The organism is Arthrobacter sp. 1088, from assembly GCF_031455315.1.
GTDB lineage: Bacteria > Actinomycetota > Actinomycetes > Actinomycetales > Micrococcaceae > Arthrobacter.
Window position 1 is genome coordinate 150,466 of record NZ_JAVDSM010000006.1, and the last position, 14,374, is coordinate 164,839.

At 62.2% G+C, this 14,374-nt stretch carries 15 protein-coding genes; 5 read left to right on the forward strand and 10 right to left on the reverse strand.

All coding sequences use genetic code 11. The annotated features are described in order from the left end of the window. Positions 1-52 precede the first annotated feature (52 nt). The 3 genes from J2Y41_RS11235 to J2Y41_RS11245 form a co-directional block, all read right to left on the reverse strand. The gene (locus tag J2Y41_RS11235; protein WP_309928483.1) at positions 53-823 is read right to left on the reverse strand and encodes a VOC family protein; all 771 of its coding nucleotides are present in this window, start codon (positions 821-823) and stop codon (positions 53-55) included. Further along, positions 820-1,602: a VOC family protein gene (locus tag J2Y41_RS11240; RefSeq protein ID WP_224165443.1), complete on the reverse strand. Its 783-nt coding sequence runs from the start codon at positions 1,600-1,602 to the stop codon at positions 820-822. Before J2Y41_RS11240 ends, J2Y41_RS11235 begins: the two co-directional genes overlap by 4 nt. Positions 1,603-1,951: 349 nt before the next feature. Next, positions 1,952-2,176, reverse strand: coding sequence for a DUF3073 domain-containing protein (locus tag J2Y41_RS11245; protein ID WP_024818182.1), 225 nt, complete (start codon positions 2,174-2,176; stop codon positions 1,952-1,954). Between the two features lie 243 nt (positions 2,177-2,419). Between J2Y41_RS11245 and J2Y41_RS11250 the strand changes: the two genes are divergently transcribed. Beyond that, positions 2,420-3,325, forward strand: coding sequence for a hypothetical protein (locus J2Y41_RS11250; protein WP_309928485.1), 906 nt, complete (start codon positions 2,420-2,422; stop codon positions 3,323-3,325). 8 nt (positions 3,326-3,333) lie between these two features. Here J2Y41_RS11250 and clpB read toward each other — a convergent pair whose 3' ends face one another. Continuing rightward, a complete protein-coding gene (clpB, locus tag J2Y41_RS11255; protein WP_309928487.1) occupies positions 3,334-5,991 on the reverse strand; it encodes an ATP-dependent chaperone ClpB in 2,658 nt (885 codons plus the stop codon). Between the two features lie 175 nt (positions 5,992-6,166). Between clpB and J2Y41_RS11260 the strand changes: the two genes are divergently transcribed. Then, positions 6,167-6,784: an MSMEG_1061 family FMN-dependent PPOX-type flavoprotein gene (locus J2Y41_RS11260; RefSeq protein WP_224165446.1), complete on the forward strand. Its 618-nt coding sequence runs from the start codon at positions 6,167-6,169 to the stop codon at positions 6,782-6,784. A gap of 3 nt (positions 6,785-6,787) precedes the next feature. Here J2Y41_RS11260 and J2Y41_RS11265 read toward each other — a convergent pair whose 3' ends face one another. From J2Y41_RS11265 to J2Y41_RS11280, 4 genes are read right to left on the reverse strand one after another with little or no spacing between them, the layout of a single operon-like run. After that, complete coding sequence (locus J2Y41_RS11265) at positions 6,788-7,867, reverse strand: ATP-binding cassette domain-containing protein (RefSeq protein ID WP_309928488.1); 1,080 nt, start codon at positions 7,865-7,867, stop codon at positions 6,788-6,790. Further along, positions 7,864-8,682, reverse strand: a complete 819-nt coding sequence (locus J2Y41_RS11270; protein ID WP_309928489.1) for an ABC transporter permease — start codon at positions 8,680-8,682, stop codon at positions 7,864-7,866. The genes J2Y41_RS11265 and J2Y41_RS11270 overlap by 4 nt, the downstream gene beginning before the upstream one ends. A 19-nt stretch (positions 8,683-8,701) precedes the next feature. Beyond that, entirely contained in the window at positions 8,702-9,487 is a 786-nt protein-coding gene (gene modA / locus J2Y41_RS11275) for a molybdate ABC transporter substrate-binding protein (RefSeq protein WP_309928490.1), read from the reverse strand. Further along, a complete protein-coding gene (locus J2Y41_RS11280; protein WP_309928491.1) occupies positions 9,484-9,894 on the reverse strand; it encodes a TOBE domain-containing protein in 411 nt (136 codons plus the stop codon). Before J2Y41_RS11280 ends, modA begins: the two co-directional genes overlap by 4 nt. A 203-nt stretch (positions 9,895-10,097) precedes the next feature. On the opposite strand from J2Y41_RS11280, the gene J2Y41_RS11285 reads away from it, so the two are divergent. The 3 genes from J2Y41_RS11285 to J2Y41_RS11295 all read left to right on the forward strand — a co-directional run bounded on the left by J2Y41_RS11285 (position 10,098) and on the right by J2Y41_RS11295 (position 13,194). Continuing rightward, the gene (locus tag J2Y41_RS11285; protein WP_309928492.1) at positions 10,098-11,432 is read left to right on the forward strand and encodes an FAD-binding oxidoreductase; all 1,335 of its coding nucleotides are present in this window, start codon (positions 10,098-10,100) and stop codon (positions 11,430-11,432) included. 131 nt (positions 11,433-11,563) lie between these two features. After that, positions 11,564-12,433: a DUF4031 domain-containing protein gene (locus J2Y41_RS11290; protein WP_309928493.1), complete on the forward strand. Its 870-nt coding sequence runs from the start codon at positions 11,564-11,566 to the stop codon at positions 12,431-12,433. Further along, positions 12,430-13,194, forward strand: a complete 765-nt coding sequence (locus J2Y41_RS11295; protein WP_309928494.1) for a 2-phosphosulfolactate phosphatase — start codon at positions 12,430-12,432, stop codon at positions 13,192-13,194. Before J2Y41_RS11290 ends, J2Y41_RS11295 begins: the two co-directional genes overlap by 4 nt. 71 nt (positions 13,195-13,265) lie before the next feature. Here the strand turns inward: J2Y41_RS11295 and J2Y41_RS11300 are convergent, their stop codons facing one another. Together J2Y41_RS11300 and J2Y41_RS11305 are read right to left on the reverse strand one after the other, a co-directional pair. Then, positions 13,266-13,667: a YccF domain-containing protein gene (locus J2Y41_RS11300; RefSeq protein ID WP_216926600.1), complete on the reverse strand. Its 402-nt coding sequence runs from the start codon at positions 13,665-13,667 to the stop codon at positions 13,266-13,268. Between the two features lie 68 nt (positions 13,668-13,735). Then, positions 13,736-14,185: an SRPBCC domain-containing protein gene (locus tag J2Y41_RS11305; protein WP_224089111.1), complete on the reverse strand. Its 450-nt coding sequence runs from the start codon at positions 14,183-14,185 to the stop codon at positions 13,736-13,738. Between the last annotated feature and the right edge of the window lie 189 nt (positions 14,186-14,374).

Genomic DNA, 14,374 nt, shown 5'->3' on the forward strand with positions numbered 1-14,374 from the left:
GTTCCTGACCTGTTTTGATCGTTCCGGAGGTTGCCCTCCGACGCCAGGATGGTCAGATCTGGATCAAGCTGAGAACGCCGCCTTGGGGATCCTGGATGGTAGCCAGAGATCCTGTTTCCGGCCTGTCTTCCGGCTCCACGAGCACCACTCCTCCGGCGGCTAGCGCTGCTTCGGCGGCTTTACGAATATCCGCCACGCCGAAATAGATCTGCCAACCGGCTTCCTCGCCCTCTTCGGCAGGGACAACCCCTGCCACCTCATCGCCTTTGACTATCAGCGTGCTGTAGCTGCCGCCGTCGTCCTGGGGGTATTCGGTGACTTCATGCCCGAAAAGCTGCTGGAAAAACGCGATGGCTGCCTGCGGTTCCGGAGTCAGCAGTTCAGCCCAAGCCAAGGCGCCAGCCTCATTGAAAAGGTGGCTTCCAATGTGGGTACCCGCTTGCCAGATCCCTGTGGTTCCGCCGCCGGGCGCCTCGATGAAGGCCAGGACGCCGGTATCGGCCACCTGCTCCGGGCCGAACGCGAGCTTCCCACCAGCATGGACGGCGTCTTCCGCTATCTCCTCAGCGTCCGTTGCGGCGAGATAGATGTTCCACTGGCCATGGTTGCCTGCAGCCTCCTGCATGGGATTCTGCGGAGCGATAACCGCCACCAGGTCCTTGCCCACAAAGGCCTGAGCGTAGCTGCGGCCGTCAGGTGTGGGCAGGTCCGTAAACGTCCAGTCGAACAGCTTGCCGTAGAAGGCCTTGGCAGCGGAAACATCCGGAGTCTGCAGATCGGCCCAGCAGGGTTCACCACTTGAATAATGGGTCCGGGAAGTCATGCGGCGAGTCCTGTCATGATGCTGAATGCCGCTCCGGCGGGGTCCATGAGCACAGCCATCCGCCCGATGCCTGGAACATCGAAAGCCGGAGCGATCACGTGAGCTCCAAGCTCAACAGCCTGCGCCACAGCCGCGTCCACGTCCTCGACGCCGAAGTACGTCATCCAGAAAGGCGAGAGTCCTTCAATCGGCAGCTTGAGGGCACCGGCAATCCTCTTTCCGTCCACCAGCAGGCTGGTGTACTCCTGAAGATCACCTGCGGGTGCAGTTTCGCTGCTGCATCCCGTCACGGCCTCGTAGAACTTCACGGCCTTGGGGACGTCGTCAGTCTGTAGTTCATTCCATATCATGGTGCCCGGCTCATTGACCAAGCCGGACCCGGGGTGGGTTCCAGCTTCCCAGAAGCCGATCTGCGCGCCCGTGGGATCAATGGCGAAGAACATCCGTCCGCTGCCGTTCGGCACGTCGTCAGGCTCGAACAGAATGGACCCGCCGGCGGCCACAGCCCGCTGGGCCGCGTCATCCACGGAGTCCACAGCAATGTAGTTGGCCCAATAGGACGGCATTCCCTCTGGAGCATCCGGCATTTGCTGCATCATGCCCGCGACTTTGCGGCCATGGAGAGAGGCCATGTAGTAGGTCATGCCGTTACCGGCGTCCATGGGATCCAGCTCCCAGCCAAAGAGCCCGCTGTAAAACTTCTTGGAAACCTCAACGTCGGTGGAGGACAGGTCCACCCAACATGGTGTCCCCTGCTTGTACCTCTCGACCACCGGCATGCCGTTCCCTTTCCTAGCAACGCGGGGTCACTTACGGCCCATGTTGAGGCCTGGATTGGGCCCTAAGTGACCCCGCGTCGGAGTCCATGGGGACTACGCTATGGCGCTTCCGCTCCTTTCGCCAGACGTTCGCCTGGTTACCCGGGCAGCCGAACGGGTTCGGCTGCCCGATGGGAGCCGCGGCAAGATCCAAATTCCCACACAAAAAAGAGGCCCGCAGGGTACGCCAATGAATGGCGTGGCCTGCGGGCCTCTTTCAGAGATATTCGGCATCCGGAGATGCGCGACGACCTTAATGTACGACGGCGGTACGCAAGTCAGTGCCACAGGCACCGATTATTTGCGACAGCTATCCGATACGGCGGGTGTCTACCTCGTCGTCATCGTCTTCCGCGTACTTGTCCTCATATGCCGAGTAGTCCGGCTCCGGGGGATCTTCGGGGAAGTGGCTTTTCACACGACTGGATGGGCCCGTGAGCTCACGCTCAAGTGCCGAATAGTCAGTGTTCGGGGAGTAGTACTTGATGTCCCGAGCCTGCTTGGTAGCTTTTGCCTTTTGACGGCCGCGCCCCATGGCGTGACCCCCTTTTGTACTTGGACCGGAGGTGGTCACCTTGGCTATCGGTGAGGCCCCGGAATGTTTGGTCAATTTGTCGTATGTCTAGATTACATGCTTTCAGGGGTGCCTGCGTGCCACCCTGGACCTGCGTCGGGTACAACTGCAGCCCAAACCGCTCCCCACCACCTCCAATACACCCAAAAATTGGGTAGAGTCTGCCTCAATGCGGCTCCAGAGCAGGAAGGCAGACTCCGGGATATGAGCGAGGACACCACCCCACCACGTGATGATTCAACGCGCGATAAAGGCGAGGCCGGGGTGCCACCCGCGCCCAAGGTACCGCCCACGCCGCCGCAGGCCCCGGGACAGCAGCCGAAGCAACCTTCGGGAACACAGCCCGAGGCTTCTGGCCTGCAGCCGGACCCTGCGCCGGATCTGGACCCGGACTTCGTACCCAATCCCAGCGACCAGCCCGATCCTGCGCTCCCGCCTGACTCCGGCCAGCCCGAGCACTCAGACCAGCCAGAATATCCCGGCCAGCCACAGTACCCGGGCCAGCCAACAGGCCCCTACCAGCCGGGAGATCCTTACCAGCCAGCAGGCCCCTACCAACCAAGGGATCCCGCGCAGGATCTTACAAACGCTCCGCACGGGGACCCTGTAAAACGCCAGCGGTTTGTCATCGGCGCGATTGTCGTGGGCGTCCTGGTGCTCATCGGCGTCGTGATCTGGGTGCTGTTGAATCTGCTGGGGACGCGCCCGGAAGCTGTTGTCACCACACCGAGCCCGACCGCAAGCCTTGGCCCGCTACCGCGGGATACCGAAGCCAAGGATTTCCAGGTGGGTGATTGCTTTGCCGACTTCGATCCCAATGCCCCCAAGGCCAGGGCCGTTCCCTGTGACACGGAGCATTCAGCCCAACTGGGCGCCGTCCACATATATCCAGCAGATGATTCCTTCCCCGGCACGAATGCGCTGAAGGACAAGGGCCGCGAAGTCTGCGGCAACGTCAAGCTGAATCACGAGGTGGCCGATAAGTACGTGCTGCTTCAGCAGAACGTTTACCCGAGTACCACGAGTTGGGATCGGGGCGACCGCCGCGTTGATTGCTTCATCGTTGTGGATTCGGGCAACACCATCAAGGAAGACCTCCTCAACAGGTAGCGCCCGGCCTACTTCTTGCGAACCAGTAGTCCAGTGCCCACCGTCGGGCCGCCGTCGGGACCTGTCAGCGCCTCGAATCCCTCAATGGTGAGTTCGTCGAGGTCGGCCGCGGTATCCACCAGGACAGTATCGCCGTCGCTGATCTCGCCGGCCAGGATCTCCTTGGCCAGGCGGTCTCCGATTTCGCGCTGGACGAGGCGTCGCAGGGGTCGCGCACCGTAGGCGGAGTCATAGCCGGACATCGCGAGCCAGGCACGGGCTGCATCGGTCACCTCGAGGGTCAAGCGGCGGTCCCGCAGTCGCTTGGTGAGTTCAGCAACGTGGAGCTCCACGATCCGGGCAAGCTCCTCCACTGACAGTGGATCGAACAGAACGATCTCGTCCAAACGATTCAGGAACTCCGGCTTGAACGAGGCCTGTACCACCGCCATGACGGCATCGCGCTTGGCTTTGGCATCCAGGGACGGGTCCACCAGGAACTGGCTTCCGGAGTTGGACGTCAGCACCAGGATCGTATTGCGGAAGTCCACCGTCCGTCCTTGACCGTCTGTGAGCCGGCCATCATCCAGAACCTGCAGGAGGATGTCGAACACCTCCGGATGGGCCTTTTCCACCTCGTCGAGCAGCACAACAGAGTACGGGCGACGACGAACGGCTTCCGTCAGCTGTCCGCCTTCTTCGTAGCCAACGTATCCCGGAGGGGCACCAACCAAGCGCGCTACAGAGTGCTTCTCTCCATACTCGGACATATCGATCCGGATCATGGCGCGCTCATCATCAAAGAGGAAGTCGGCCAAGGCCTTTGCCAGCTCGGTCTTGCCCACGCCGGTTGGACCCAGGAACAGGAAGGAGCCCGTGGGCCGGTTGGGGTCGCTAATGCCCGCCCGCGCACGGCGGACGGCGTCCGAAACTGCCTGGACAGCCTTGGTTTGACCGATCAGGCGCTTGCCGAGTTCTTCTTCCATGTGCAGCAGCTTTTGGGATTCACCCTGCAGCATGCGCCCAGCCGGAATGCCGGTCCAGGCGGAGATGACCTCGGCGATGTCGTCTGCAGTCACTTCCTCTGCGACCATGAGCTCGGGCTTTGCATCGCCCCGGGCAGACTCCTCCTCGGCAGCCGCATTGAGCTCACGTTCAAGGGCAGGAAGCTCGCCATAAAGTATCCGCGACGCTGACTCAAGGTCGCCTTCGCGCTGGTACTTTTCGGCGGCAGATCGCAGCTCGTCGATCTTCGCCTTAAGGTCACCCACCCTGTTGAGTCCGGCCTTCTCAGCTTCCCACCGGGCGTTGAGGGCCCTGAGTGCTTCCTTCTTGTCCGCCATGTCGGCGCGGAGTGCCGCCAGGCGCTCGACCGATGCAGGATCAGTCTCACCCTGAAGCGCCAGTTCTTCCATGGTCAGGCGGTCGACGGAACGGCGGAGCTGGTCGATCTCCTCCGGCGCAGAATCAATCTCCATCCGAAGCCGTGACGCGGCCTCATCCACGAGGTCGATCGCTTTATCCGGAAGCTGACGGCCCGAGATGTAACGGTTGGAGAGGGTTGCTGCTGCGACCAAGGCGGAGTCGGCGATTGCCACCTTGTGGTGGGCCTCGTACCGCTCCTTGAGGCCGCGAAGAATGCCAATGGTGTCCTCGACGCTCGGCTCGCCCACGTAGACCTGCTGGAAGCGGCGTTCCAAGGCAGGGTCCTTCTCGATGTTTTCGCGATACTCATCCAAGGTGGTGGCACCAATGAGGCGCAGCTCGCCGCGGGCCAGCATCGGCTTGAGCATGTTGCCGGCGTCCATGGCACTATCACCCGTGGCACCGGCTCCAACGACGGTGTGGATTTCATCGATGAACGTGACGATCTGGCCGTTGGAGTTCTTGATCTCCTCCAGAACCGCCTTGAGCCGCTCCTCGAACTCACCGCGGTACTTGGCGCCTGCCACCATGGAGGCCATGTCCAAGGCAATGAGGGTCTTGCCACGGAGGCTCTCCGGAACATCGCCGGCAACCATCCGCTGGGCCAGGCCTTCAACGACGGCAGTTTTACCCACGCCAGGCTCACCAATGAGGACAGGATTGTTCTTCGTGCGGCGGCTCAGGACCTGAACCACTCGACGGATCTCGCTGTCGCGCCCGATAACGGGATCCAGCTTCCCTGAACGGGCGATGGCAGTAAGGTCCGTGCCGAACTTCTCCAGGGCCTGGAACGTATTTTCGGGATCCGGCGAGTTGACCTTTCGATCGCCCCGGACACCCGGCAGGGCGGCAAGCAGCGCTTCGTGGGAGGCCCCGGCGTCGCGCATTAATTTGCCCACGGCGTCACTGCCGGCCGAAAGCCCCAACAGCAGGTGCTCCGTAGAGACAAAGGAGTCGCCGAGTTTGTCGGCCTCGTTCTGGGCAGCCTGAATGGCCTGCATCGACTGCCGGGACAGCTGGGCTTGCTGGACCGAGCTGCCCGAAGAGGACGGCAGCGACTTGATGGCCGAACTGGCCTGAACGCTCACGGCGTCCGGATCAGCACCCGTGGCGCGCAGGAGAGCGACAGCGACGCCCTCGCGCTGGTCCATGAGGGCCTTGAGCAGATGCGCCGGCTCCAACTGCGGGTTGCCCGCAGTGGAGGCATTCATGGCGGCCGCAGAAAGGGCCTCCTGGCTTTTGGTGGTGAATTTGACGTCCAAAGAGAGCTCCCTTTCTGGAGTGTGACCAATACTTTCAAAGTTGAGTCTACTACGCTCAACTTTGCTTTTTGATCCACTGTGTTCCATGTTTGCCCACGGCGAAACAGGTGTCCAGACCTAACGACGGCTATGTGAATAACAGGAGGCCAGAAGCCATCACCCGTAGGCTGAGGCCATGGAATCAATCTCCACTGTGGAACAACTGGAACAATTGATCGGCCTACCCCTGGACCGGGTGCGCCGAAAAGTGCGCACCTCACTGAGCGATTTCGACCGGCAGTGGCTGGCCGCCAGTCCCTTCTGCGTCATCTCGACGGCGGATGCCCAAGGCCGGGTGGACGCGTCACCAAAGGGCGATCCTGCGGGATTCATCGAGGTCCTGGATGACTCCACGATTGCCATCCCGGAACGCCCCGGAAACAAGCTCGCCTTCGGCTTTCGCAACATACTGGAAAACCCGAACGTCGGGATTCTGTCCGTGGTTCCGGGACGCACTGACACGCTGCGAATCAACGGAACGGCACGCATCGTCAGCGACGCCGACTTCTTCGGGAAGATGACAGTCAAAGGCCACCGGCCGCGCGCCGCCGTCGTGGTCTCCGTAGAGGAAGTATTCACGCACTGCGGCAAAGCGTTCATGCGCAGCGGCTTGTGGGAACCGGCAACCTGGGACTCGGAGGGCTTGCCGAGCATCGCGATGCTCTCCAAAACCTATGTCCAGCCCGAGGCTCCGCTGGAGGACCTTGAAACCTACTACGGGTCCGCTTACGCTGAGCGTCTTTACCGGGAGTAGGCCTCAGGCAGGATAGATCGAAACCAGCGCGGACTTCACGACGAACCGCACGTCCAGGCCCGGTGCCAGTCCGAGATCGGCAGAGGCCGCAGGAGTGATATCGGCGGATAAGGTGCTGAGCTCCCCCCAGCCCGGTCCCGCCGCCCTGACACGGATCTGGTCCCCATGGGGCTCAAGGTCCGTGATGGTGACGGGAAACGAGTTGCGGGGACTACCGTGCACATCGCCCAGGAAGACGGAGACGGCCGACGGCGGGAACGCCGCCACGCCGGCCTGGCCGTGCATGGGTGACCACACGGGATCGTGCTGTCCGGCGAAAAACCGGCCATCCGGCGTCGTGATTCCCTGCTCTGTGATGATTCCGCTGACGAGGTTGAGCCCCGCAAGTCCGGCGGCGAAGTGGCTGCGGGGGCGTTCCAGGACTTGCCGGGTTGGGCCTTCCTCCGCAATCCGCCCATTTTCAACGACGATGACGCGGTCGGCGAGCATGTAAGCATCCAGGACATCGTGCGTGACGATGATGGCCTGCCGCCCCGAAAGGACCCGCTTGAGCACCCTGCGCAGCAACGGAGCTGCGTGAATGTCCAGGGCTGCCATGGGTTCGTCGAGCAACAGCAGTGCTGGATCGGCCGCGAGTGCGCGCGCCACGGCCACCCGCTGGGCCTGCCCGCCGGACAGCTGGGCGGGCTTCCGTGACGCGAGCGGCAGTGCGTCGACTTCGGCGAGCCAATGGCGGGCCGTTTCGCGCGCCACGGCCTTCGACGCACCAGTGCTGCGCGGGCCGAAAGCCACATTGTCCAGGGCATTAAGGTGCGGAAACAACAGGGCTTCCTGGGCCAACAGCGCCGTGCCGCGAAGGTGCGGCGCCGTCCAGAGCCGAGCGCCGCCGTCGAGCTCGAACAACTGCGAGTCACCGATCCGGGCAGTGCCGGAATCCGGCCGCAGCAGCCCGGCAATCACACCAAGCAACGTCGACTTGCCCGCACCATTTGGCCCCAGAACCGCCACGGTTTCCGAAGGACCAAGGCTCAGGGACATGTCGAAATCCCTGGCATCAAGGCGTGCCCGCAGCTCAAAACTCACGGTTGAACCTCCACCCGGTCGCCAGCATTGCGACGACCATAGCTGAGTCCTACAACCGCCACGGCGACTGCCACGAGGACGAGCGACAATGCGACAGCGGAATCGGCGTCGGTCTCGCGTTGCAGGTAAATTTCCAGCGGAAGGGTTCGGGTTACGCCTTCCAAACTGCCGGCGAACGTGAGCGTGGCGCCAAACTCGCCCAGGCTCCGGGCGAACGACAACACCGCTCCGGAAGCCAATCCCGGCAAGACGAGCGGCACGGTCACGCGTCGCAGGACGGTTGTGGGACGCGCGCCCAACGTTGCGGCGACCAACTCGTAACGGTTCCCCGCTGTTCGCAACGCCCCTTCGAGGCTGACCACCAGGAACGGCAAAGCCACGAAGGTTTGGGCGAGGACGACGGCGGTGGTGGAGAAGGCGATCTGGATACCGGCCACTTCGAGCGACTTCCCCAGCAGGCCTTGGCGGCCGAACGTGTACAAGAGGGCAATACCTCCGACGACGGGCGGCAGCACGAGCGGCAACAGGACGAACGCGCGGAGTAGCCGTTGGCCCGGGAAGGGGCTGCGCGCAAGAACCAACGCCAGCGGAATGCCCAGGACGATACACAACGCCGTGCTCGCCGCTGACGTGCGGAGGCTCAGCCCGAGCGCAGTGACTGAGGATTCCGACGTGATCAGTGGAATGAACTGTGGCCAGTTGACCTTGGCCACCATCGCCACCAGCGGCAGCAGGACAAAAAGTGCCCCGGCTGCTGCGATGACGTAAATCCATGGTGGAACGCCGGTATAGCCGGTGCCACTGCGACGGTTCATGAAGTCCTTACCGGGATCCTTACGGGGTGCCGAATCCGGCGTCGTTCAGCACCTTCTTGCCCTCGCTGCTGGTGACCATGCCGATGAATGCCTGGGCCAGTTCCTTGTTCTTGCTCGCGCCCACTGTAGCAATCGGGTAGGTGTTCACGGCTTTGTCCGACTCCGGGAAAGGGATGCCCTTGACCTTGTCACCTGCGTTTCTGATGTCTGTGACGTAAACAAGGCCCGCGTCGGCCTCCTTCGAGGTGACCTTGCCGAGCACGTCGGTTACCGACGACTCTTCACTGACCGGTTTCAGCGTGGTTCCGGTCGCCTTCTCAATGGTTTCGGCGGCAGACCCGCACGGAACCTGCGGCGCGCAGACCACTACTTTTACACCCGGCTTGCCGAGGTCGGCAAAGGAAGCGATCGACGCCGGGTTGCTGGGCGGGACGGCGATCTCCAGGACGTTGATGGCAAAGTTGGTTGCAGTGCCGTCGACCAATTTTGCGTCCGAAAGCCTGGTCATGTTCTTGGTGTCGGCGGATGCGAAGACGTCAGCCGGTGCACCCTGCGTAATCTGCGTGACCAGGTCAGAGGAACCGGCGAAGTTCAGTGTGACTTTGGTACCGGGGTTCTTCGCCTCAAAGTCGCTGGCCAGCTTGGTGAACGTTGCCTTCAGGGAGGCCGCAGCAAAGACGGTGATCGTGCCACTGGGCTGATTCCCGGTTGCCGCTGGGCCCGTGGTGTTGGAAGCACAGCCGGCCATGGTTGCCGCCAAGGCTACTGTGGCAAAGAGCGCGCTTGTCGTTCGTGTGCGCTTCATACGATGCTCTTTCCTTGGGGTGTTTCGATGATGACGGTGGTGGCCTTGACCACGGCAGTAGCGACTGAGCCGAGTTCGAGCCCGAGTTCACGGACGGCTTCGCTGCTCATCAGGGAAACGACGCGGAACGGTCCGCATTGAAGCTCTACCTGGGCCATTACTTTGTCCGCCGTAATACCCGTAACCAGTCCCACAAAGCGATTGCGGGCCGAACTTCCAGACCGCGCAGGGTCGTCGGGGAGGTGCGACTGGTCGCGTGCAAGCTTGGCGAGTTCCAGCCCATCCACAGCCAGCCTGCCCGATGCGTCCTTTTGGGCGGTCAGGGTCCCGTTCTCCGTCCAGCGCCTCACTGTGTCATCGCTGACTCCTAAAAACCGGGCTGCTTCGGAAATTCGTATTTGCGGCATGAGACGAGTCTAGATCCGTAGATGCGGATTGAGAGTCATGATTTCACCGCAAACGAAATAAGACTTCGTGGTCGCCGTCGAACGCAGTGGGCGAACCGCGTGAGGCGAAGCGAAAGCCTTCCGTAAGCATTACCCATAGCCCGCCGGGGGCCGCAGCCGTACTCTGTTCTAGGGAGAGAGTCTCAGGCGCGAAGGAGCGTCCCATGGAATGGATTCGTCCGGACAACCCGGATTATGACGAAGCCCGTAAGCTCTTCAACGCGATGATCGACCGCAGGCCGGCCGTCATTGCAAAGTGTTCAGATCCCGCCGAAGTGGCCGAAGCGCTCAGCTACGCACGGACCCACAATCTGGATGTCGCTGTGCGTTCCGGCGGGCATTCAGTGGCTGGCATGTCTACGAATGACGACGGATTGGTAGTGGACGTCCGTCCCATGAAATCCATCAGCGTTGACCCCGAGGCGAAAACTGCCAAGGTGGGCGCCGGAGTGACGTGGAGCGAGTTCGACCGCGCCACGCAGCAGCATGGGCTCGCAGTCACGGGCGGCCGGGCATCCACCACGGGCGTTTCCGGTTTCACCTTGGGCGGCGGCTCAGGCTGGCTGGAACGCTCCTACGGTTTCGCGTGCGACAACCTGCTCTCCGTCGACCTGGTGACTGCGTCCGGCGAACATGTCACTGCCAACGCGGGCGAGAATTCGGAATTGTTCTGGGCACTCCACGGCGGAGGCGGAAATTTCGGCGTGGCGACCTCGCTCACCTTCCAACTCCACGATCTCGGACCTACGGTCATGGCCGGGCTCATGCTGTTCCCCGGCGAGGAAGCCACAGGCCTGTCCCGCGCCTTCCGGGGATTGGCACTTGAGGTTCCCGACGCCGTCGGAACAGCCCTCGTGTACCTCACCGCCCCGCCGGAAGAGTTCGTGCCGGAGGACATGGTGGGCAAACTCGCCGTCGGAATGGCCTACCTGTATGCAGGCGACCTTGAGGCCGGAGAAGGGCATGCGAAACCATTCCGCGAACTCGGGCCAACAGTAGACCTCGTCTCACCCATGCAGTACGCCGATTTCCAGTGCATGATCGATGACCCTCCGGACCACTACAACTATTGGAGCGCCGACTATCACAACGAACTCAACGACGATGCCCTGGATCTCTTCGTGGCCTCCGCCAACCGGCTGCCAGGTGCGCACTCACAGCAGCTCATTGCACGCTGGGGAGGAGCAGTGAGCGGACCGGCGGCTGCGAACACCCCACTGCAACACCGTGGCGCCGCTTGGGTCAGCCACCCGTTTGGCTTGTCCGAGACCCGTGAGGGCGGTCAGGAAGCCAAGGCCTGGGTCAAGCAGTTCCGCCAGGAAATCGCTCCGCACACCACGGGCGGAGTGTGGCTGAATTTCATCGGTGACGAAGGCCAGGACCGGATCATGGCGGCCTATGGAGAGCAGAACTATCGGCGGCTCTCCAAGGTCAAAGCCGCGTTCGATCCTGACAACGTGTTCCGCGGCAACCAGAACATCCTGCCAGCGGAGCGCTGAGTTCCCCACGTTCCTTCCCAGTTGCTGTGAATCACACGGGCAGTGAAGCCTGTGTTTCCGGGGCGGACGCTCGGCGGTAGCCGCTCCGATGACCGGTAACTGGGAAGGATCGTTTGGCTTACACTTTGGCCATGGCCGTATACGTCGATCCTCCCCTGTGGCCTGCTCACGGGACGGTGTTTTCGCACCTCGTGTCCGACAAGTCCCTTGACGAGTTGCACGCGTTCGCGGCCGCCGCCGGAGTTCCGGAGAGGGCCTTTGACGGTGACCACTACGACGTACCTGAACGGCGCTACGATGACCTCGTTGCTGCGGGGGCAATCCCTGTGGAAGCCCGGGTCCTGGTCCGCAAACTTATCGCCAGCGGCCTTCGAATTCCTGCCCGGGAACGGAGCAAGGCCTTGACAGTGCCTCTGATGGAGCGTTGGAACAGCATCTACCCTGGGCACGAAGAACTGGGCCTGGAACTGCTGGAGCGTTGGGGCGAAGACGGCCGGAAATACCACAGCCGGACGCACTTGCTGGCTGTACTTGAAGCCTTGGATACGTTGACCGAACCCGCGCTGCCCGCCAGGACAGTGTCTTTGGCGGCCTGGTTCCACGACGCAGTGTATGAAGGCGTCGCGGGCCAGGATGAGGAGGACTCGGCACGTTTGGCCGAGGCCCGGCTCTCTGCTGCCGGCTTGGCGCCCGACGATGTTGCTGAGGTGGCGCGCCTTGTCCGGCTGACCGCCACGCATAGCCCCGAACCCGGTGACCACGCGGGCGCACTCCTCTGCGACGCCGACCTCTCCGTCCTAGGTGGCGACGAACAGTCCTACGCACGGTATCTGGCCGCCGTCCGCGAAGACTACGCCCACGTCAGCGACGCCGATTTCGCCCAAGGGCGCGCCGCCGTCGTACGCCATTTGCTGTCCTTGGAACCGCTCTTCCACGGTGACCGCGCCAAAGCGCTGTGGGCCGACGCCGCCCATCGGAACCTGGTCTCCGAACTCGCATGAGCGAAGCCGGAGCGCCGCAGCGGCAACTCCCGTACTCAGTGCGGTTTGAATGGGGGCTCGACGGCGCCCGTGCTGTGGTGCCGCATGCTGACCTTGCGGTGGTTGTAGACGTCCTCTCGTTCACCACGTGCGTCAGCGTTGCGGTTGATCGTGGGGCGGCCGTTTTCCCCTACCCGATGAGGGACGCTGCTGCGAGCGAGTTCGCCGCTCATCATCACGCTGCGTTGGCGGGGCCACGTGGTGGAGAGGGGTTGAGTTTGTCTCCGGCGAGCTTGCGTCATGCGCCGCACCTGGAGCGTGTGGTCCTGCCATCGCCAAACGGCTCGACGCTCAGCCATGAGCTCGCCAACTCAGCCCGGCAAGTAGTGGCTGTGTGCCTACGCAACGCCGCCGCGACCGCCGACTGGGTCCATGCGAACCTGCCGGATGACGCCGTAATAGCTGTCATCGCCGCAGGTGAGAAGTGGACCAATGGTTCGTTGCGGCCCGCTTTGGAGGACGAGCTAGGAGCAGGAGCCTTCATCGCCGGACTAGCAGGATCGGGGCGCCGTAATTTCTCACCGGAAGCCGGATCTGCGGCCGCGGCCTTCGACGCAGCCGAGCCCAACCTGGCCTCGGTGATGCGTGGCTGCTCCAGCGGGCGGGAACTGATCGATGGGGGCTTCATTGAGGACGTGGCAATCGCGGCCGAGTTGGATGGCAGCACGATGGTTGCTTTGCTGATGGATGGGTCTTTTCAGGGCATCCGTCCCACCGATTAGACGACTCGCTGCAGGCCAGACGGTAGGAATCGTCTGCCGCGCTGCGAGTCGTCTAAATGGAGCGGATCACCTCAGCGATAGGTACTGACAAACGGCTGGTTGGTCGGCACAATCTGCTTGCCGAGAGGCATGAGCGACACCGGGATCAGCTTCAGGTTGGCGATTGCCAGCGGTATCCCGATGATGGTGATGGCCATGGCGAAAGCAGTGACCACGTGGCCAATCGCTATCCAGATGCCCGCGACCAACAACCAAATCACGTTGCCCAAAAGCGCGAAGACACCCGTTCCGCCTGGCTTCTCCACCACCATCCGGCCAAACGGCCACAAGCAATAAGCGCCGATCCGGAACGAAGCGATGCCCCAAGGAATGGTCACAATGAGCACGCAACAGATAATGCCTGCTGCGAAATAACCCAATGCCAACCAGAAACCACCGAAGACCAGCCAAATGATGTTGAGCAGCGTTTTCATAGTCTCAATTCTCCCTTGCCGGACCGACATTAAGCCTAGGGGTGTGCCCTGAATTGGCCCTGACTTTGCTAAGCCAGGAGCCCGTCCAGCTTGTCGAAGGACGTTCCCCAGCCCTCGCGGGTCATGTCAACCCATTCTTCGGATTCGAACGGTCCCTGCGTCATTACCAGGCGGGTTCGTCCGTCCAGGTCCTCGAACTCGAGGCGCATCTCGAGCTCGTCGCTGCTGGATTCCTCGCCCGATTTCGCTGAGGCCACGAGAAGCGCCGGCGGGTTGAGCTCCGTGATGACAGCATCGATAGGACCTTCTTTGGTTTCATCGCCCTCCGTCCAGGTCATCACCACTTGCCACACGCCGCCAACGCGCGGGTCAATGACGATCTTCTCGCGCGGAGAATCAACCCCGGCCGGTCCAAACCACTTGGTCAGCTGATCGGGGTCCATCCAGGCGTCGAAGACGCGCTCACGGGGAGCATCGAACTCGCGGGTCATGGTCAGGGTGTGTTGTTCTGTGCTCATTGTGTGACTCCTGGTTTTCGTGTGGTCCGTTGGCTTGGTTCCGTGTGTAAAGTCCAGTGGCGTGTTCCAGTGAATCGTGTCGTCGGGAGCGAGTCCAGGGTGTGCCAGTGCTAAGTCGGATGCTCTCTCACATCATCACCGGAATTGTCCAACGTTCTCTCACATCATCATCCGAATTGCCCAACGTTC